A 20,642-nucleotide genomic window follows, 5' to 3' on the forward strand; every position below is an offset into this window, starting at 1 on the left:
GGCATTCTATAAGCTAATCACATGCCAATGGATGGCACTTGCAAACGTCTTAAGCTTTAGGAGCAACAGGCTTCGGAGCAATACGGATATGAAGCTGTTCCAATTGAGCTTGATCTACTTCGGCTGGTGCATCCATAAGCAGGTCTGTCGCACTAGCTGTTTTCGGGAATGCAATCGTTTCGCGCAGGTTTGTACGACCTGCAAGCAACATCACAAGGCGGTCAAAACCGAAGGCAATACCACCATGTGGAGGCGTACCATATTCGAACGCATCCAACAGATAGCCGAATTTATCAGTAACTTCTTCCGGCGCCAGGTTGAGAGCTTTGAACATTTTCTCCTGAACATCACGTTTGTAAATCCGCATCGATCCGCCACCCACTTCGTAGCCATTCAGCACGATGTCATAGGCTTGAGCACGAACTTGACCTGGATCGGTATCCAAGAGGCCAAGGTCTTCGTCCTTCGGACGAGTGAACGGATGGTGTTCCGCAACATAACGTTTTTGTTCTTCATCATAGCCGAGAAGCGGGAAGTCTACAACCCAAGCAAATTTGAATTTGTTATCGTCGATCAGTCCCAAATGACGGCCAATTTTCAGACGAAGTGCGCCCAATACATCAGCAACTACCTTTTTATTATCCGCAGAGAAGAGTAACAGATCGCCTTCTTCGGCTCCTGTGCGCTCCTTCAATGCTTCGATTTCTTCCGGTGTGAAGAATTTAACGATAGGCCCCTTGAATTCGCCTTCCTTCACTTGAATCCAAGCCAAGCCTTTAGCTCCATAGCGTGCAGCATAAGGACCCAGGTCATCAATGTCCTTACGGCTCCAAGTGCCACATCCTTTGGCATTGAGGACTTTTACTTCGCCACCCTTTTCAATTACGGAAGCGAATACTTTTACACCACTAGTTGCCACGATATCATTGACTTTAATCAACTCCATGCCAAAACGCAGGTCTGGCTTGTCCGAGCCGTATTTGTCCATCGCATCGGCATGTGTAATCCGTTGGAACGGTGTTTCCAGTTCTACCCCAACGGTTTCTTTGAACAATTTCACCATAAGACGCTCCATCATTGGCAGCAAGTCATCCTGTTGCATGAAGGAGGTCTCGATGTCGACCTGCGTAAATTCAGGCTGACGGTCAGCACGCAAATCTTCATCACGGAAACAACGTGCAATTTGGTAGTAGCGCTCCAGGCCACCCACCATCAGCAATTGCTTGTACAGTTGTGGCGATTGCGGCAAGGCGAAAAACTCACCTTCATGCACCCGGCTAGGTACCAGATAATCACGTGCGCCCTCTGGGGAACTTTTCGTCAAAATTGGTGTTTCCACCTCGACGAACTCTTCTCCGTCCAGGAAGTCACGGAATATTTTTGCTGCTTTGGAGCGCAGTTTCAACGTCTGGTACATTTCCGGACGACGCAGGTCCAAATAACGGTATTTCAAACGCAGAGACTCGTCCACTTCTACACCATTTTCAATGAAGAACGGAGGTGTTTTGGACGCATTCAATACTTCGATTTCAGTGACACGTACTTCAATTTCACCTGTAGGCAGGTTCGGATTAACCGTTTCTGCATCACGCTTAACAATGGTACCGGTAACCTCAAGCACATATTCACTACGAACACGATCCGCAATTTGCAGTGCGTCACCGGAATATGCCGGATTAAACACAATTTGTACAATTCCGCTACGGTCGCGCAGGTCAATAAAAAGCACGCCCCCCAAATCACGACGGGTTTGTACCCAACCGTTCAATGTAACTGTTTCTCCGATATGCGCATGGGTCAATGCGCCGCACTCATGACTCCTTTTCATAATACACACTCCTGTTTATGTTTAGTAGTTAATGCTATATGACAACCAGAAGAAGCTCCACTGATTGATGTTACATCATTTTGTTTATCCTAATTCTTCCACCAGCTGATCCAGCTTAACGGTACGCTGCTCGCCAGTTTCCATGTTTTTCAGTGCAATTTCACCTTGAACCAGCTCATCCTCCCCCAGAATCGCAGTATACCTTGCTTTAAAGCGATCGGCTGATTTCATCTGTGCCTTCATTTTACGCCCCAGATAATCTCGTTCTGCGGAAAATCCGGCTTGACGCAACTTGAATAGTTGTTTGGTTACTTCCGTTTCTGCTGCTTCTCCCAACGCTACCATATAGATATCTAACGGCTTGGCTTCGTTCAGTTTGACACCTTGATGCTCCAGGATCAGCTGAATTCGCTCCAGTCCAATGCCAAATCCAATGCCCGGCTGATCTGGTCCGCCCAGATCTCCAACCAATCCGTTGTAGCGGCCACCTCCACCGATCGTGTCTATGGCACCAATTCCTTCAGCTTTGAATTCGAACGCTGTCAACGTATAATAATCCAGCCCCCGTACCAAACGCGGGTTAACTGTATATTCCACGCCCATGGCATCCAAATTTTGCTTCACTTTCTCAAAGTGTGTGCGAGATTCCTCGTCCAAGCTATCCAAAATCGAAGGTGCACCTCCAAATTTGTCCTGGTCATCTTTGCTATCCAGCACTCGCAGCGGATTACGCTCAATGCGTGCTTGGCTCTCCTTGGTCAACGTATCCTTAATTGGCATCAAGAAGTCCACCAGATGCTGACGATAAGCTGCCCGGCTGGCTGCATTACCGACAGAGTTAATCTCCACCTTTACTCCTTTCAAGCCCAGCTCACGGCAGAATTGATACCCGAAAGCAATAACTTCTGCATCCAGCGCCGGATCGACCGCCCCAAATGCTTCAATTCCAAATTGGTGAAACTGGCGCTGACGCCCAGCCTGTGGACGCTCATACCGGAACATCGGGCCGATATAATACAGCTTAGTTACATCCGGCTCCCCGTATAGTTTGTTCTCCACATAGGAGCGGACAACCCCTGCTGTTCCTTCCGGACGCAAAGTCATGCTGCGCTTCCCTTTATCCTCAAAAGTATACATTTCTTTTTCCACCACATCCGTCGTTTCACCCACACCTCGAACGAACAAATTCGTTTGTTCGAACATTGGCGTACGAATCTCTCGGTAATTAAAGCGGCGGCTAATCTCACGGGCTTTTTCCTCGACAACTTGCCACTTTTCTACACTGCCCGGCAGCAAATCCTGTGTTCCTGTCGGTTTTTGAAAGGCCATTAACGTATCCCCCCATCGTTGTATTTCGTATTGTGCACTTTCTTCTTGCTCCACTTTCAATATAAAACAAAAAATCCCTCGTCCTGTTAACATTAACAGGGACGAGGGATTGTCGTTTACAATCACCCGTGGTACCACCCACATTCCGGAGTTTGCCCAGACAACCAGCATACGAATCACTCATTGCCCGTCAGCATTATACTGACTCCGCTCATACGTATAACGCCCGTAACGCGCAGTACGGCTATTATGCAGGACCATCCACTGTCGGCACAATTGCAATGTACTTTCAGTAGGGTTTCCTCAATTGTTCGCCGCCTGTTCTCGGGGAGGTCATTCATCCGCTCATCAAGGGAATTTTTACAGCCTGGAAATTCCTCTCTGCGCTTGTGGGTTCGGAGTACTTGGTCCCGTCATCAAATCATTTTTCATTATTTTATGATTTTAATGAACCGCTTCGACAAAGTCAAGACATTCTCCCTATAATCGGACAAATAAGGCTTATAAAAAGAAAATAACCTGCGGAAACGGTCCGCAGGTTAAAAAAGATATATCAAAAGGGGGTCATGCTGTTATTATAAACAACGAATATTAAGGAATGATGTTTCGAATATTACAATTGTATTACAGTCACTCTTTTGTGGCTAAATCCCTCAAGTATCGACAATCTTGTGGCGCGCTCCCAGCTTTAATCCAACTGCGATACATATCCACGATTGGAACGTAGCTTATAAATGACCTCATCATAATCGGCATCATTCACCTTTGCTGATAATACATACCGCAATTCATCTTGATCACCGTTAATATACACATCTGTCGCACGGAGCAACCCTCCGTCATGATTCGTTGTTCCGTTCCGATCTTCATCCAGATCCCTTTGGGCTGAGCCAGAGTTAATTTGGTCATCCTTCGCATCTGGTAGAATATTCTCGCCATAAGCACCCGCCGCAGGGATTGCCGCACCTGCAGAGCCTCCTGTGCTCACAGAGCCTGTATTGTTATAGGGGACCAGCGGAATTAAAACTCTCGTCTCCCGGCCGAGCGCATCATCCAAAGCACCTACTTCCAAATGTTCGGTTCTATAAGCTTGAAGCGAAGCTCTGGCACCCTCAGCTTCATCTTCTGTGCGAAAATAAACCTGAATCTGTTTTGCCATATCAAATCCTCCTCGTTTGGGAATTGTACTGGCATTAATCTAAGAAAATATTCGCGTTCTAATTACAATACTTTTAATAACTCACGCACAAAGGCTGGCTCATCCTTAGGGGTCCGAGACGTAATAAAGTTACCGTCCACAACCGCCTCTCGATCCTCAAAATGAGCACCCGCATTAATCAAGTCATCTTTCAATGGAGGATAAGCTGTAATCGTCCGGCCTTGTAACAAATCAGCACTCGCCAAAATTTGTGGCCCGTGACAGATAGCGCCTATCGTTTTTTTGGACTCATTAATTTCAGTCACAAATTTCAGAACATTTGCATCCAGTCGTAGATTTTCCGGGGAGGATCCGCCGGGAATAACAACTGCATCATAATCACTTGATTTCACATCTGCAATGGCTTTTTCAATAGTGTAGCTTGCTTTACCTTGCTTACCGCTCACTTTCTCACCTTGCTTCAGCCCAACAATATCTGCCTCATGTCCAGCCTTTTTTAATTCATCATAAGGTACCTTCATTTCGGAATCTTCAAATTGGTCAGCCAATAAAAATGCAATTTTACTCATTAATGTTCAGATCTCCTTTCCGGTTATCCTCAAAACAAGTTTAAAATTAAGTTTGTTTGTCTACCACGCTTTGTTATTACCCGCTTGATCAGTTTTTATAACAATTCGCAGCGGTGGAAAAGAAAAAGGAGCCTTTCGGCTCCTGCACTAATTCGATGCTACATATGTTATTTTTGACCTCTTTGTGCTGCTTTCGGGTAGCCCCTCATTAACGCTACATTTAACACGATGTTACCTGCGCGGCAAAGCACCGCGTCCCGGCTTGTCGATGGCTGTTGCAACATGCTGTAATAACGTATCAGCATTACGAGAAAGGCTGATTGCCTCCTGCATACTACCGGGAAAAAGCAGCACAGTGCTTCGATGCCCGTCCATTTTTGGGGTTTGACGCATAGCTTCGTCTCTCCTGTCACCCTTAGGCTATCCGCCTGGCTAATCACCAATCGGGATGACATTATGGTCCCTCTGAACAGCTATTTTATTCTACTCAGATCACGCCATGAACGCATAGTTACGAACGTTCGGTATCCAAAATCAGTGTCACTGGGCCCCAGTTCGTCAATGAAACATCCATCATAGCCCCAAAAATTCCCGTTTCTACCTCCAGGCCCTTGGCTCGAAGCTGACTGTTGAAGAAATCATACAGCTTCTCTGCTTCCTCAGGTTTGGCCGCCCCCATAAAGTTAGGCCTTCTTCCTTTACGGCAGTCACCATACAACGTAAATTGAGAGACAGACAAAATGGCTCCACCGACATCCAGAACGCTGTCATTCATTTTACCTTCAGCATCCTCAAATATACGTAATCCCGCTGTTTTATCCGCCAAATAAACGGCATCGGCTGCTGTATCTCCCTGACCAATACCAACCAGCAGCATTAATCCGGTTCCAATCTTGCCGACCACCTTTTGATTCACCGTTACCTGAGCGTCTTTACAGCGCTGAATAATGATCTTCATCGCCTATCCGATATCTCCTTTAACCTTCCCTTTTAAAAGGTGCTCACAGCCGTATTACGGCTCTTTTAGCAGCCTATGGGTCTTTCTACCCAAGATGTGTTACAAAGGCTATAAACCTATCTATACGCTTTAACAAGGTTATTGCATAATCCGATGCACGGTGTATACATCCTTCACCCGTTTAATCCGTTCGACAACAGAATGCAAATGATCCGTGTTGCGAATGAGAATCGTGATGTGAATCATCGCCATTTTATTTTTATCTGTACGACCTGTAACGGCCGAGAAGCTGGTTTTATTCTCAGAAATGGCCTGAAGCACTTCATTCAGCAAACCGTTACGATCATGCCCCGTAATCTCAATATCGACGCTGTAATTGACTTCCGCTGCTTCTTCCCACTCCACTTCAATCACACGCGCCTGGTCTTCGCCCGTACCCGAAGGAATATTCGGGCAATCCGTCCGGTGAACGGATACGCCGCGTCCACGTGTTACATATCCAATGATGTCATCTCCCGGTACGGGATTACAACATCGTGCAAAACGAACGAGCAAATTATCGACGCCTCTGACGCTGACACCGTTAGTGGGTGTTTTTTTCCGCTCGCCCTGCGGCTTGTACTCCTTGACCTCGGTTGTCAATTCGATCAACCGTGCCTCTTCTTGTTCCTTACGCAGCTTCTCTGTCAAACGTGTACAGACCTGCGCTGCAGTTATACCACCAAAACCAATCGCAGACAGCATATCTTCGGAATCGTTAAAAGAGAACTTCTGTGCCACTTCCTGAAGCTTGTCGTCGCTCATCCACACCGATGGCTCGATATCACGTTTTCTTAGCTCACGTTCCAGATTTTCGCGGCCTTTTTCAACATTCTCCTCACGCTTTTCTTTCTTGAACCATTGTTTGATTTTACTGCGCGCGTGAGAGGACTGAGCAATTTTGAGCCAGTCCTGACTAGGTCCATAAGAATGCTTGGACGTCATAATTTCGACAATATCACCGGTTTTAAGTCGATAATCCAAAGGTACGATTCTTCCATTTACCTTAGAGCCAATCGTTCGATTGCCAACTTCGGTATGAATACGGAAAGCAAAGTCCAGGGGAACGGATCCGGCCGGCAACTCAATGACCTCTCCCTTAGGAGTAAACACAAACACAAGGTCTGAGAAAAAGTCCATTTTGAGCGATTCTACAAATTCCGACGCATCCTTCGCTTCATTTTGCAGCTCCAGAATTTCTCGAAAAAAGGTGATTTTATCCTCAAAGTTAGTGTTGTTTGCTCCGTTGCCTTCTTTATAGGCCCAATGGGCCGCAATCCCGAATTCAGCGGTACGGTGCATATCCACTGTGCGAATTTGTACCTCGGTAGGCTCCCCGTTGGGACCTACTACTGTCGTATGAAGGGACTGATACATATTGGCCTTAGGCATAGCGATATAATCTTTAAACCGCCCCGGCATTGGCTTCCACAACGTATGGATAATCCCCAGTGTGGCGTAACAGTCTTTAATGTTATCCACAATAATTCGAATCGCCAGCAAATCATATATTTCATTGAATTGCTTGTTCTTCGTCGTCATTTTTTTAAACACACTGTAAATATGTTTAGGGCGTCCGGACAGGTCAGCCTGAATACCCATTTCTTCCAGCTTTTCTCTGATACGTTGTATGACATTATCAATAAACTGCTCCCGCTCTGCCCGCTTTTTATGCATCAAATTAGCGATGCGATAATACTGCTGAGGATTCAGATAGCGTAAAGCAATATCTTCCATTTCCCATTTAATGGCTGAAATACCCAGTCGGTTTGCAACCGGACAGAAAATCTCTAGTGTTTCATAAGCGATCCGACGCTGGCTTTCCTCTGACTGATATTTCAAGGTACGCATGTTATGCAGACGATCTGCTAACTTAATGACGATGACACGAATGTCCTGCGCCATAGCAATAAACATTTTCCGATAATTTTCGTTCTGTTGTTCTTCCTTGGAACGGAACTGGATACGCTCCAGCTTCGTCAGACCATCGACAAGCATCGCACATGTATCGCCAAAATGCTCGCGAATCTGCGCCAAAGACACCGTCGTATCCTCCACAACGTCATGTAAAAGAGCGGCGATAATGGAGATGGTATCCATCTGCATATTAACGACGATATCAGCAACCGCAAGCGGATGCAGAATATAAGGTTCACCGGACTTACGAGTCTGGCCGGAATGGGCCTGCTCGGCAAAATCATAGGCGTCCCTGATGCGGATAAGATCTGCTTCTCTGGTATAGGCCCCGGCCTTTTTAAGTAATTGCTCTATCCCCATTCTGCTCTATTCCGTGTCCTTTCTATGCAAAATGGAACCCGCCGATCAATGTCGCGCAAAGGTTCCCTTTTAAAAGTGATTTCCTACAATTATGACGGTTAGCACGTCGCACGTCAACTATTACAGGTTTGGCATTGTCGCATTATTCTGTCACACATGGATAAGTAAAATGAGGATTGTTGACGAAATGAAACGAATTATATTGAAAAAATTACGAAAAGTAATTAATGTATATAAGAATAATTGAAAGAACTAAGGAGTGAACTGCGTTGCAACGCGAAATTCAAGTTAATGAAAAGCTACCGGCAGGACCCGGGTTCCTGCTCAGCGTACAGCATTTGTTTGCCATGTTTGGCAGCACTGTGCTGGTGCCGAATATTTTCGGCGTCGATCCTGGCATGATTTTGCTAATGAACGGTATTGGCACATTGTTGTACATATGGATCTGCCGCGGCAAAATTCCCGCCTATCTCGGCTCCAGCTTCGCTTTTATCGCTCCCGTCAGTCTTGTGCTTAAAAACAATCCCGGCGGCAACGGCTATGCTATGGCTCTCGGTGCTTTCATCGTTACAGGTATTATTTTCTGCCTCGTCGCACTGGTGATCAAATATGCCGGAACCCGTTGGCTGGACGTCGTTTTTCCTCCAGCTGTTATGGGCTCCATCGTAGCCTTAATCGGTCTAGAACTGGTTCCGGTTGCAGCAGGCATGGCAGGCATTATCAATGCCGATCCTACTAAAGCCTGGTCTCCAGATCCCAAAACGATTACTCTTTCGCTCGTTACACTCGGGGTCACTGTTCTGGGTGCGGTGTTGTTTCGCGGGTTTGCCAAAATCATTCATATTCTGATCGGTATCGTAGTGGGCTATGTGCTTGCTTATTTTATGGGCATGGTCAATACACAGGCCATTGCAGACGCTCCTTTTTTCGGACATCCTGCAATTACCACTCCAGTTTTTAATACCTCTGCTATGCTGACGATTCTTCCTGTTGCTCTGGTTGTCATCGTAGAGCATATTGGTCACTTACTTGTGACTAGCAACATTGTCGGGCGCGAGTTGTCCAAAGATCCTGGTCTCCATCGCTCACTGCTGGGTAACGGTATTTCCACCGTCATTTCCGGTTTTGTCGGTTCTACACCTAATACGACTTATGGTGAAAATATTGGTGTCATGGCATTAACTAAAGTGTACTCTGTATGGGTCATTGGCGGAGCGGCTGTCATTGCCATCTTGCTGTCCTTCTCAGGCACGTTCTCAGCGATTGTTTCTAATATTCCAGCTCCAGTTATGGGCGGCGTATCCTTACTATTATTCGGCGTCATCGCTGCCTCCGGTCTAAGAATCTTCGTTGAGCAAAAGGTGGATTTCGCCAAGCCAACCAACATGCTGCTTGCGACCATCGTGCTTGTTGTCGGAATCAGCGGTACTACGCTCACTTGGGGCGCTGTAACCTTGAAAGGTATGGCATTGGCTACAATCATCGGCATCATCCTCAGCTTGTTCTTCAAGCTGGTTGACGTGCTCGGCTGGTCCAACGATAAATCGCAGGAACCTCTAACCGAGAAAACACCAGATTGATATCTGTTTTTAAACTTTAAAACGCCGCTCCATGAGTCACGGATCAATACGCTTGAGCTGTTAAGATAAGCGTGTAAGGATCCGTCTCCCATGGTGTCGGCGTTTTTTTATGCACAGCCTTTTTAAAATAGATACCCCTTCATCCATCTCCAGAGCACCCCATCCAAGTTAGTTGCAATAACCGCTTTAACCCTCGATAAGCAACGAGCAGCATTTTTGACTTATTTCCGTATCTAGCTTCTGCTTAGCAAAAAATAAAACAAAAACTGATTGAAATCAGTATGACCACTATGCTCCTTACAACCACCTCTGCTCCTTTTTTTATTGTTCATCGACATTTTTAATTTTTTTTCATACCTATCCCCACAAAGTGGTTGGTGGTTTAGGACTATCAAACAAAGCCCAAACTTAAAACACTTCTAAACAAAATAGTCCGATGGAGCAACTCTTTAGTTAAAGAGATGTTCCATCGGACTATTTAGGCGATCCGCACATAATTATTTCCCGGGAAACCCGGGTTTCAAAATACTTAATACGTAATCAGGGTGAATACATCTACATCAGTCAGTTTCGCCCGACCGTTTAAGTCAGACAGCTCGATAAGAAAAGCAGCCCCTGCCACATTACCACCAAGCTGGCGTACCAAGTTCACGGATGTAGCAATAGTTCCACCTGTAGCAAGCAGGTCATCAGCAATAAGAACATTTTGGCCTGGCTCTATAGCATCCTTATGCATCGCCAGCGTATCTTTACCATACTCCAAACCGTATGCTTCCTCAATGGTTTCCCCAGGGAGCTTGCCACTTTTACGGATGGGAATAAAACCAACACCAAGCGCATAAGCCAAAGGAGCACCAACAACAAACCCACGTGCTTCTGGCCCTGCAATCAAATCAATTTTCAAATCCGATACCAGTTCCTTCATATCGTTGATAGCCTTGCGATACAGTTCACCATTTTTCATCAGGGTCGTAATGTCCTTAAAACTAATCCCTGGTTGTGGAAAATCGGAAATCACCCGAATATATTCTTTGTAGTCCAACTTAGTTCCTCCTACTGTAAACTTCAAATTAGTATATACATTTTACAACATAAATTGCGAAATAGTATCTCAAGACGCACCCTTCATAAGCGACATAATCCAGCTCGTCATCTGGGTAGTGTCCGCATCCAACAAGTACTTCTCCATCTCAGCCATATTATACAATTCCTGATAGCGTGGAGAAGCGGTTAAATCCCGCTTAGGCGGATTGGATACAAAACAGAATTGACCATCTGTACGCGTCATAAACTCAAGTTCTTCGAAGATGTCCAATACTTTGGATAACATACGTACTGAACAGGAACACTGTCGGCTAAGAGCAGGCAGCATTGCCTTTTCATCAATAGGCTGTGTCCCCATTCGGGAAAGCACAACGTAAATACGCTTGAACAGCTCTCTGTCGGGGCTTACGAGTCGACCGCCACGCTCACTGACCGAATGAAGGAGAAATACGTTCTCTACATTCTCAAAGGTAGACCATAATGCCTGAAACTGATCCGGTGTATCCGGCGGCTCCAGTACGAACAGCGACTTCACAGAGTGCTGTGCATCTCTTTGACCATCACTGGGAATAACGCTGCCATCTTTATCGTACAACCATAAGGATTCAGCATCCACGGAGCCCGAGGGACGAAGCCTAGATGACGGGTGGATCAACACCGCAACGTCTTTCTTTCTTTCCTCTATGCGTGGATGAAAGATCTTGAGTCCCCGCTCTAATTCGGCAAAAGGGTCCGACACTCCACGATAATCAAAAATTTGCGGCGCCTGCACTCGAATGTCCTGCATCATTAGCTGGAGAGACCTTTTACCGTTCCATTCGTTAATTGACAATTCACCCAGCAGATCTATCTCCGTTTGTTGCTGTAAAAAATCAGCCAAATCGCCACGACGGAAGGCAATCGCGTCCAGCGATAAACCGTTCTGCTCCAGCAAGAGCTTCACATGATTTTTCTCACGTCCCATTTTACGAGCCTCGCGCAATTGCAGTCCCTGTAATACGAATCGTGGAGAAGGATTCCCCATACCAAAAGGCTGAAGCAACTCCAGTTCTTCAACCACTTGCAAAGATACCTCGTCCAAACGACAGACCATATCAGCTTCAGCTACAGGAATGAGATCTTCTGGTGTCAGAATGGAACCCGCATAGTGGTTCAGCTGCTCTTCAAACAATTCCAGATTGTCACGGGACAGCGTCATACCCGCAGCCGAAGGATGACCCCCAAAATGCTCCATAAGCTCATGGCTGTCCGTAAGGGCACTGTAAATATCCAATGCAGGAATAGAACGGGCAGAACCTTTGCATGTGCCTGTCTCAGCATCTATACCAAGAATAATAGTCGGTCGATAATAACGATCCAATAGCTTGGATGCCACAATTCCGACAACGCCGACATTCCAGCCTTCACCAGCCAACACAATAACTGATGGTAGCTTGCCTCCATTCAGTTTGGATGCCAATTGCTGCTCGGCTTGCTCCACAATACGTTCGACCACCTGTTGACGCTCACGATTGAGCAGGTCCAGCGCATGCGCAAGTTGGTCTGCTTCTTCCTCTTTTTCTGTCGTCAGCAGAGAAACTGCTCGTCCCGCATGATCCAGGCGCCCGCTGGCATTAATCCGCGGAGCCAATGCAAATGCGATGTTGACTGAAGTCACTGTAGATATATCCACGCTCGCTACATGGAGCAACGCACGAATACCCGGAAATGCAGAGTTTCTCATGGATTGAATCCCTCTGCGTACCATCGTCCGATTTTCACCATGTAGTGGCATCAGATCGGCTACCGTGCCGATAGCGGCGATTTCAAACCATTCCTCCGGCACCTCACCCAACAACGCCTGAGCGAGCTTCAGGGCAACACCAACACCTGCAAGACCTTTAAATGGGTATGGGCAACCGGGTAGCTTCGGATTAATCAAAGTATATGCCTCGGGAAGTACAGCAGGCGGCTCATGATGATCCGTCACAATAACATCTATCCCCAAGGAAGTTGCATAAGCAATTTGTTCTACTGCACTAATTCCCGTATCTACCGTAATGACCAGTGTAACTCCCTGCTGATGAGCCCAATCAAGGGCATGGTTATGCAGACCATATCCCTCATTAGAACGATGGGGAATATAAATATCATAAGAAGCCTTCAGAAATCGCATGAGCTGAATCATCAATGATGTACTGGATACGCCGTCTGCATCATAATCGCCATAGATTAATATATGCTCGCCACGTTCCAGAGCCCGGCGAATTCTCGGCACGGCCTCTTTCATACCAAGAAGCAGAAAAGGGTCGTGTACATCGTCCACACTTCCGTACAAAAAGCGGTTTGCTTCCCCGGCGGTAGTGACGCCCCGGTTCACTAAAAGCCGGGACAACAATGGTGAAATCCCCAGTTCTTCTGTCAACAGCTGAGCCGCTTCCAGGTTAGCCTCTGGGGTCTTCCATCTGTACTGCGAATGAAGCAATCCTATTCACCTTTCTTTCATAGTCGTCCTGCCCTATTGAAGCAAAGACGACACATCATTATCTGGCAGTTCATGATTGGATTTGTAAGGATACCCGGCTTGATAAGAAATGAACTGCATTTGTACATGGGTCACCTGTGGAAAACGGGCTAACAGTAAATTTTTTGCTCGATCGGCGATTTCCTGCGCTTCCTGTACCGTAATCCGCGGGTTCACACTTATCGTTACATCCACCGTTATGAAATGGCCTGTTTCCTGGGCATGTAAGTGTTCAACCGTTACAATACCATACACCCGTTGAATCGTCTCCATAAAGCGTCGGGAGTCTTCCTCCTGCAAGGGCTGTGCAGGAACCTGGTAAGCGGTATTCATTACCATCAAATATCCTTTACGCAGCACCAGACAGGCTACCAGCAAAGCTGCGGTTGGATCAAGATATAATAATGCAGGCCATTCCATTGCTTCGCCAGTCATTGCACCGATCATGCCGATCAATGCAATCAACGATGCATACAGCGAGTAACGTTCATGGTTAGCGTAACGATCTGCTTCCGCTTTATGACCATGTTTAATCGAGTAGCGATATTGAAACTGAAATAGCGCTTCTCTCAACACCAACGCAATAAATACGGTAATTAATGCATACAGACCGGGAGCCTGCGGTTCCGAACTGCTTAATGAACGAACCGCCGACATAGCTAGCTGAAGACCGCTCATCAGCACTAAAATGGCCAGCACCACAGATATGACCGTCCGAACTTTTTCACCGTTCCGCAACCGTGCCAGCATTCCGTGCCCTGTAGCACCCTTGGAAAACAGAAGCTCCTGCAAACGGGAAGCACTATCCGCAGCCGTGTGCAGTGCATCCCCCAACAACGCCTTGCTGTTCACCGCATAACCGACGGTTCCCTTTAGAACAGCCAGCGCGAGATTACCTACAATACCGCTCAACGCCGCAGTTTCTAATGATCGGCTGCGTTCGCTATTCACAACGTTTCCCCCTCAATCCTGAACTAACCCTTTCCCAATAAAGCTCCATTCTAAAATAACCGAATTTCTAAAAAACAAAAACCATTCACATTTAAGTGTCCACTACTGTGCCTTACTCAAGGTAAATCTCAAAACCTTAGAAAACCGCGCCCAAGCAGACGCGGCTTTCTCTTTAATTTATACTACTGGTATTTGCGTAACTTAAGACTTTGCAGTTTTGGCCGCGCTCCCGCCAGCTGTCGGAGATTTTTGTTTTCCTTTCAAAGCCACCCACAGCGGACTGGCAATGAAAATGGAAGAATAAGCACCAAACAACAAACCAATGACCATCGCAAGGGAGAACATACGGATCGATTCGCCGCCAAATATGAACAAACATAAGGAGGCAATAAACACCGTAAACACGGTTGCAAGTGAACGAGTCATTGTCTGCGCAATACTGTGATCAACTACCTGTTCTAAGTCGTCTCTGGACTTCTTCTTCGCAAATCGTAGATTTTCCCGAATACGGTCAAAAATAACGACGGTATCATTAATGGAGAAACCGACAATCGTCAGAATTGCCGTAATAAAGGTCAAATCCACCTCAAGACGGAAAATCGAGAAAATACTGATAACGAGGAAGGCATCATGCAACAACGAAACGATGGCTGCAATGGCAAACCGCCATTCAAACCGGATTGAAATATAGACTGCGATGGCTACACATGCTAGCAATATCGCCCATATTGCATTCCGCTCCAGTTCTTGTGCCATTTCCGTATCTACTGTATTGACCTCAAAGGAAGCCTTTGGATCAAGCTCTTTATTAAAGGAAGTCTTAAAGTCATTCACTTGCTGATCCGTCAAAACCTGTGAGAAGCGAATGCCGAAACGCTCTTTCCCCGGTGTATAATCCACCTCTTTACCGATCTTCTGCTTGTCCAGCAAAGTTTGGATCTGTTTCTGTGTAACGACTTTAGTCAAATTGACATCCACATTGGAACCGGAACGAAAGTCTACCCCGTAATTCAAGCCGAATATCGACAAGCTCAGAATACCAAGCAGTGTGATAATAATCGAGAACGTGTAAAACCACTTGCTCATCTTGATATATTTATAGTCCCAATTAAAGCGCACTAATATCACTCTCCTTCACACCAAAATACTTGGGCTTCTTCACAGCATCCGCTTTAACCAGCAGATTGAGCAAGAAGCGGGAGAAGAAGATATTCGTCAAGATACTGGTGACAATATCAACGATGAGCACCAGAGCGAAACCTCTAACGGAGCCTGTTCCGAGACCAAACATAACCGCTGCCGCTATAATTGTCGTAATATTGGCATCCATAACGGTACGGAACGAAGCCTTACTACCTGCGATAACGGAAGAACGAATCGTTTTGCCCGTCTTAATTTCTTCTTTAATCCGTTCATACGTAATAATATTGGCATCGACTGCCATCCCGATCCCGAGCACGAAGGCTGCGATACCTGGGAGTGTGAGTACGAATCCACCCAAGTAGAAGATCGCAAGCACCAGCCAAGTATGAACGATGAGACAGAAACTGGCCACTAATCCCGGTACACGGAACATCGCAATCATAAATACCAGAATAATGATCGAGCCGATCAACCCAGCACGAATCGTCTGATCTAGTGACAATTGACCCAGCGTAGCACCTACACTCTGAGAATATTTTTCCGTCAGTTTGAGCGGAAGGGCACCCAAATTAATCGTATCCGCCAGTTTATTCGCTTCATCACGAGTGTAGCTACCTGTGATTGACGCGCTACCGTCCGTTAATTCCCCACGTACTGTAGGTGCAGACAGCAATTCCTGATCCAGGAAAATAGCTAATTCTTTATTCAGAAGTCGCTTTGTGATTTCTGCAAATTTAGCTTTGTCCTTCACTTTGATACTAATCTCAGGTTGGTTCAGCTGGTCAAAGCCGACAACAGCACCATTCTCCACAAAATCATTACCGCGGAGCTCAATTTTGCTGTATTGGCCTGGCTTTTTAGCATCTGCTGCCGTTGCACTGCGGAACGTTAATTCTGCAGGTTTTTTCAGCATGGAGCGGACTTCTGCCTCATTAGTGACACCAGCAAGCCGCACGCGAATACGGTTGCTCCCCTCTGTTGTTACTTCTGGCTCAGTCGTACCGAGCGCATTAATCCGTCTCTCCAGACTTTGAGCTGTTTGTATAAGAGACTGTCTGGTTACACTCTGCCCGGCTTCCAAAGGCTGGGCTTCATATAAAATTTCAAAGCCTCCCTTTAAATCGAGGCCTAATTTTAAACTGTTCAGTAGGCCCGGGCTTGTCCCGATCATAACACCAGTAGTTATGAGCACGACCACGATGAAACTTAGAATTCTCTTCATTCCGTCCCATGTTCCCCTTTCATTCTCAATATTCCTATTATAGCTACCCCTCAAAAAGCAGTCAATTTGAACGCAAAAAAAGACCCCCTTCTATTCGAAAGTGGAGCCCCGTAATGCGGACATAGTCAAATAGTTCATAAAGCTCGTCGCTTTAAGGGAAAGTATATCGTTAACGAGCTTGTGCAGCGGAGGGATACCCTCCTTTTCATATTTATGACTGACGCAATTCCACACGTCCTTACTTGTGACATGCTCATAGCCTACGAGAATCAACTCGTCCGCCTTACTTTGACAGAGCATCTCAATTGCGTCATCCCAATCCTGCTCATCCAGCTCTTCCATACCCACGATGGCCGTTCCTCCTCCCAGCGACTACCGGTTCCGCAGATCAGCAATTAGCGGGGTTATTGACTGCTTTGTAGAACATTTCTGTCCTGATCCTGGAAAACCCTTCTTTTCGTTGAAAATAGCCTTAAATCAACAATATATGCATTCATTTCGCTCGTCAATAGCAGAATTCACCACTCTCCCTCTTGTTGTCTAAATCACTTTGTTTCTGAACGGAAAAGCTTGTCATGAAGATGGACAGGTCCAGCATATCTTCTAAAGTAATGTATAGACGCAGAATTACATTTTGGGGAAGAGGGAGTTGCGATTGAAAAAGCAGACATTCATCCATGGAGCAATTATTTTATTGGCAGCAGGAATTATCAACCGGATACTAGGTTTTATTCCCCGAATCGCACTCCCGCGTATCATCGGCCCCGAAGGAGTTGGCTTGTACCAACAGGGGTATCCCTTTTTTATCGTTCTGGTGACGCTTATTACAGGGGGTATCCCTCTTGCGGTAGCCAAGCTTGTAGCCGAAGCAGAAACGGCGGGACAGCCCGAAATGTCGCGGCGTATTTTGCACACCAGCCTGCGCTTCACCATCACACTCAGTCTAATCGCCATGGTGCTCTGTCTTGTGTTCGCGCCTTGGATCACAAGCCATCTCCTGACCGACAGCCGCGTGTATTATACATTCGTGAGCATGAGCCCAATGATTGTCATTGTAGCGGTTTCCTCAGCTTATAGGGGCTATTTTCAGGGAAAGCAAAATATGATTCCTTCCGCCACCTCCTCCATTGCGGAGACCGTTATGCGCATTTTTTGTGTCATTTGGTTTGCTTACTTGTTACTTCCCCATGGGGTAGCCTACGCTGCTGCAGGTGCCATGCTCGGTGCTCTGGCGGGCGAATTCATTGGCATGCTTGTGCTGCTATGGCAATACGTGTGTAACCATCGAAAAGATCGCATCCTTCAGCCGAAGTCGCCTATCCCCTCCTCTGAGGTTCAACCCGAGCAATCATCCGTTTTGTCACGTCTTATGTCTATATCCGTTCCCGTTACTGCTGGAAGGCTTGTTGGTTCCTTATCCTATTTGCTCGAATCTATCTTGTGCATGCGTAGCCTCGCCGTAGCAGGCATAGCAACTGGCGTGGCAACCGCACAATATGGAGCCATGCAGGGCATGGTCATTCCTGTATTATTACTACCTGGAGTTCTTACCAGTTCGCTAGCAGTTTCACTCGTTCCTTCGTTATCCGAAGCAGCAGCCAAGGGGCATATTACAGCCATTCACAAACGTCTACATCAATCGCTTCGGCTCGCTTTGGTTGCAGGAGCCCCATTTGCCGTAATCATGTATGTTTTGGCAGAACCTCTGTGTCTGCTACTCTATAATAATGGCGATATTGCAGGCATGCTTAAGCTCATGGCACCTTTTGCTCTTTTTATGTACATTCAGGCCCCGCTTCAGGCAGCACTTCAGGCATTAGACCGTCCTGGAAGTGCCTTATTAAATACCTTTATCGGAGCCGTTATCAAAATTGCGCTAATCGTCTGGCTTGCTTCCCAACCTCAGTACGGTATCTACGGAGCTGTCATCGCCATTTGTATTAACAGTGCCATTGTTACACTCCTTCATGGCTTCAGTGTCAGCAGACTGCTTCGCTTCCGCGTACGTTTGCTCGATTTCTGGAAGACCGGGATAGGTATGATCATCATGGCAGCAGCAGTATTATATACCTACAGACATCTAACGATGTTCAACCAAATGTGGCTTCAGTTTATTTTTGCCGCAGGCTTGGGAATTATACTGTACCTTTTCCTAATGACCTTGATCAAGATGATTGATTGGGACAACCTTACACGTATTCCAATCCTGAGAAGATGGTTTAAAGCATAAGAAATCTAATCCGAAGATTTTCCATAGGCCGGTGGTGTAATATACACATCACCTCTATGGTTAACCGAGCATAAAAAAACATCCTTAAAATCTTTGTGTCCCTTCGCTTGAATCTGATTTTTAAGCCAAAAACGGTTCATATCCATCCGTTCCAAATTTCGATCCAGCACCTTGCCATCCATGATTAATGGAATAGGCAGTCCCTCATATCTAAACTTTCCACCGATTTGTGGAGAAGGATGGACTTTATTCACCTGTTGCTCTTTGTTTATCAAATCTGTTCCGTTTAATTCTTGCTTCATTTTTCCGTGTTCCACTCCATCGTTATCATCCTTACCTATAACCGTTAGCTTACCTGTCGTTTCCAAAATAACATATTCGACTTCGTCCAGACTTTCTATATTTTGTTCACGAAGTTGTAACAGCAAGTCATCTAAATTGTAACGTTGTTTCACCATTTCGTCCTTGTTTAATTGTCCATTGGAGTACAATACACTGGGCCTACCATCAAATAGTAAGCGCAGTCGCCGACTTTTCAGACTGAAAAATGAAATCCCGATTTGCAAAATTAACAGCACTCCTAAAGGAATCAGCCCTTCATAAAGTGGACGTTTTATATCCTCCAGGCTGAATACAGCAATTTCTGCAATCATAATCGATATGACGAGATCGAAAACAGACAATTTGCCGATCTCCCTTTTACCCATCAAGCGCATCACCAGATATACAATAAAATACATGAGCAGCGTCCGAAAAATATGAGCAAAAATATCGTGACTCAATATGTTCGCCTCCTCCCCTGTACTTGCAATAAGACATTAGTCGTTCATTGTACACGTATTCTGACCGTTCCTCACTTGGCTCATACAAAAAACAAAAGGCTAAATTATTGAAATAAAGAGAAAGACTGCTTGCGACTTGGTACTAAGCAGGGAGGCTTGGCCATAGAATGATAATAGTTCAAACCTTGGTACAGGAGGAATTATCAATGGAGCTCATTCGCCGCTGGTGTTCGTTTCGTCTGGCCCATCCCATTTTATCCGGCTTATTTTATGCTTTTGCATGGATGCTGCTTGGCGCATTGATTCTTTCACTACTCTTGTGGCTGACACAGATGCAGGAACAGGACTTATCATTGTATACGTACATCGTCCACGCATTCGCCATGCTATCTGGCGGCTTCGTCGCCGGTAAAAGATCCACAAACAAAGGCTGGTATCAAGGCGGTATTACAGGCATCCTGTATGGACTAATCGTTTTGCTGGTCGGTTTTCTGGCATTGGATGCGGGCATGAACGGCAAGGACCTGTTACACTTAGGTTTCGCGTTTGTCATAGGTGCAGGTGGTGGGATGTTTGGCATTAATCTCAGCAAGTAATCAAAATGTTTGTATCCATGTAATAAAACAACACAAAAAAACCGAGCCTCCTCAAAGGCTCGGTTTTTGCATAACGGTCAGAAGTATTTTACGATTTGGAAACAACTTCCTCAGATGCCGTGTCTTTTGCAATCGCATTACTAATTGCACTGCGGTCAAAGGTCAGCTTCGTGACATCATTCACACGCAAAACTACTACATCATCCGTAATCTCCACAATTGTACCGTGAAGACCTCCGATCGTAATTACTTTATCTCCCTTTTTCAAAGCTTGAAGCATCGTTTGACGCTGCTTTTGTTTTTTCTGATTCGGGCGAATCAGCAAGAAATAGAAGATTACAAACATCAGAGCCAGTGGCCAGATCATTTGAAAAAGTCCGCCAGTTCCACCGGGTGCAGCAGCGGCTGTAGCAAAATGAAACATGTTAAATC

General features: G+C 46.0%; 18 protein-coding genes. 3 read left to right on the top strand and 15 right to left on the bottom strand.

What is annotated here, in order from left to right; genetic code table 11:
- Window positions 1-49 precede the first annotated feature (49 nt).
- From aspS to KAI36_RS20120, 7 genes are all read right to left on the bottom strand, one after another.
- The gene (gene aspS, locus KAI36_RS20090; protein WP_220025835.1) at window positions 50-1,828 is read right to left on the bottom strand and encodes an aspartate--tRNA ligase; all 1,779 of its coding nucleotides are present in this window, start codon (window positions 1,826-1,828) and stop codon (window positions 50-52) included.
- An 84-nt stretch (window positions 1,829-1,912) separates the two neighbouring features.
- The gene (hisS, locus tag KAI36_RS20095; RefSeq protein WP_220025836.1) at window positions 1,913-3,157 is read right to left on the bottom strand and encodes a histidine--tRNA ligase; all 1,245 of its coding nucleotides are present in this window, start codon (window positions 3,155-3,157) and stop codon (window positions 1,913-1,915) included.
- A 688-nt stretch (window positions 3,158-3,845) separates the two neighbouring features.
- Window positions 3,846-4,316, bottom strand: a complete 471-nt coding sequence (locus KAI36_RS20100; protein WP_220025837.1) for a hypothetical protein — start codon at window positions 4,314-4,316, stop codon at window positions 3,846-3,848.
- A gap of 62 nt (window positions 4,317-4,378) precedes the next feature.
- Window positions 4,379-4,885 carry a type 1 glutamine amidotransferase domain-containing protein gene (locus KAI36_RS20105; protein ID WP_013311559.1) on the bottom strand — a complete coding sequence of 169 codons (507 nt, stop codon included), beginning with the start codon at window positions 4,883-4,885 and terminating at the stop codon, window positions 4,379-4,381.
- Between the two features lie 231 nt (window positions 4,886-5,116).
- Window positions 5,117-5,278 carry a hypothetical protein gene (locus KAI36_RS20110; protein WP_220025838.1) on the bottom strand — a complete coding sequence of 54 codons (162 nt, stop codon included), beginning with the start codon at window positions 5,276-5,278 and terminating at the stop codon, window positions 5,117-5,119.
- 118 nt (window positions 5,279-5,396) lie between these two features.
- A complete protein-coding gene (gene dtd / locus KAI36_RS20115; protein WP_023989923.1) occupies window positions 5,397-5,843 on the bottom strand; it encodes a D-aminoacyl-tRNA deacylase in 447 nt (148 codons plus the stop codon).
- 138 nt (window positions 5,844-5,981) lie between these two features.
- Window positions 5,982-8,159: a RelA/SpoT family protein gene (locus KAI36_RS20120; protein ID WP_025720225.1), complete on the bottom strand. Its 2,178-nt coding sequence runs from the start codon at window positions 8,157-8,159 to the stop codon at window positions 5,982-5,984.
- Window positions 8,160-8,428: 269 nt separating this feature from the next.
- On the opposite strand from KAI36_RS20120, the gene uraA reads away from it, so the two are divergent.
- A complete protein-coding gene (uraA, locus tag KAI36_RS20125; protein ID WP_025720227.1) occupies window positions 8,429-9,739 on the top strand; it encodes a uracil permease in 1,311 nt (436 codons plus the stop codon).
- A gap of 529 nt (window positions 9,740-10,268) precedes the next feature.
- Here uraA and KAI36_RS20130 read toward each other — a convergent pair.
- From KAI36_RS20130 to KAI36_RS20155, 6 genes are all read right to left on the bottom strand, one after another.
- Window positions 10,269-10,781, bottom strand: a complete 513-nt coding sequence (locus tag KAI36_RS20130; protein WP_028542428.1) for an adenine phosphoribosyltransferase — start codon at window positions 10,779-10,781, stop codon at window positions 10,269-10,271.
- Window positions 10,782-10,850: 69 nt separating this feature from the next.
- Window positions 10,851-13,247 carry a single-stranded-DNA-specific exonuclease RecJ gene (recJ, locus tag KAI36_RS20135; protein WP_220025839.1) on the bottom strand — a complete coding sequence of 799 codons (2,397 nt, stop codon included), beginning with the start codon at window positions 13,245-13,247 and terminating at the stop codon, window positions 10,851-10,853.
- A gap of 33 nt (window positions 13,248-13,280) precedes the next feature.
- Window positions 13,281-14,237 (bottom strand): cation diffusion facilitator family transporter, encoded by a 957-nt coding sequence (locus KAI36_RS20140; RefSeq protein WP_220025840.1) that lies wholly within the window; start codon window positions 14,235-14,237, stop codon window positions 13,281-13,283.
- 201 nt (window positions 14,238-14,438) lie between these two features.
- A complete protein-coding gene (gene secF / locus KAI36_RS20145) occupies window positions 14,439-15,356 on the bottom strand; it encodes a protein translocase subunit SecF (protein ID WP_220025841.1) in 918 nt (305 codons plus the stop codon).
- Window positions 15,346-16,602 carry a protein translocase subunit SecD gene (secD, locus tag KAI36_RS20150; RefSeq protein WP_071642546.1) on the bottom strand — a complete coding sequence of 419 codons (1,257 nt, stop codon included), beginning with the start codon at window positions 16,600-16,602 and terminating at the stop codon, window positions 15,346-15,348. The genes secF and secD overlap by 11 nt, the downstream gene beginning before the upstream one ends.
- 90 nt (window positions 16,603-16,692) lie before the next feature.
- Complete coding sequence (locus tag KAI36_RS20155; RefSeq protein ID WP_013311570.1) at window positions 16,693-16,950, bottom strand: post-transcriptional regulator; 258 nt, start codon at window positions 16,948-16,950, stop codon at window positions 16,693-16,695.
- A 307-nt stretch (window positions 16,951-17,257) separates the two neighbouring features.
- Between KAI36_RS20155 and spoVB the strand changes: the two genes are divergently transcribed.
- Window positions 17,258-18,832, top strand: coding sequence for a stage V sporulation protein B (gene spoVB / locus KAI36_RS20160; RefSeq protein WP_220025842.1), 1,575 nt, complete (start codon window positions 17,258-17,260; stop codon window positions 18,830-18,832).
- A 5-nt stretch (window positions 18,833-18,837) separates the two neighbouring features.
- Here spoVB and KAI36_RS20165 read toward each other — a convergent pair whose 3' ends face one another.
- Window positions 18,838-19,614 (bottom strand): YetF domain-containing protein, encoded by a 777-nt coding sequence (locus KAI36_RS20165; RefSeq protein ID WP_025720234.1) that lies wholly within the window; start codon window positions 19,612-19,614, stop codon window positions 18,838-18,840.
- A gap of 206 nt (window positions 19,615-19,820) precedes the next feature.
- Here KAI36_RS20165 and KAI36_RS20170 point away from each other — a divergent pair, with 206 nt between their 5' ends.
- Window positions 19,821-20,210: a TIGR04086 family membrane protein gene (locus tag KAI36_RS20170; protein WP_075154640.1), complete on the top strand. Its 390-nt coding sequence runs from the start codon at window positions 19,821-19,823 to the stop codon at window positions 20,208-20,210.
- A gap of 88 nt (window positions 20,211-20,298) precedes the next feature.
- Here KAI36_RS20170 and yajC read toward each other — a convergent pair whose 3' ends face one another.
- The gene (gene yajC / locus KAI36_RS20175) at window positions 20,299-20,634 is read right to left on the bottom strand and encodes a preprotein translocase subunit YajC (protein WP_013311574.1); all 336 of its coding nucleotides are present in this window, start codon (window positions 20,632-20,634) and stop codon (window positions 20,299-20,301) included.
- Window positions 20,635-20,642 lie beyond the last annotated feature (8 nt).

The sequence above is a fragment of the Paenibacillus sp. S02 genome (genome assembly GCF_019454065.1).
Classification (GTDB): domain Bacteria; phylum Bacillota; class Bacilli; order Paenibacillales; family Paenibacillaceae; genus Paenibacillus; species Paenibacillus polymyxa_B.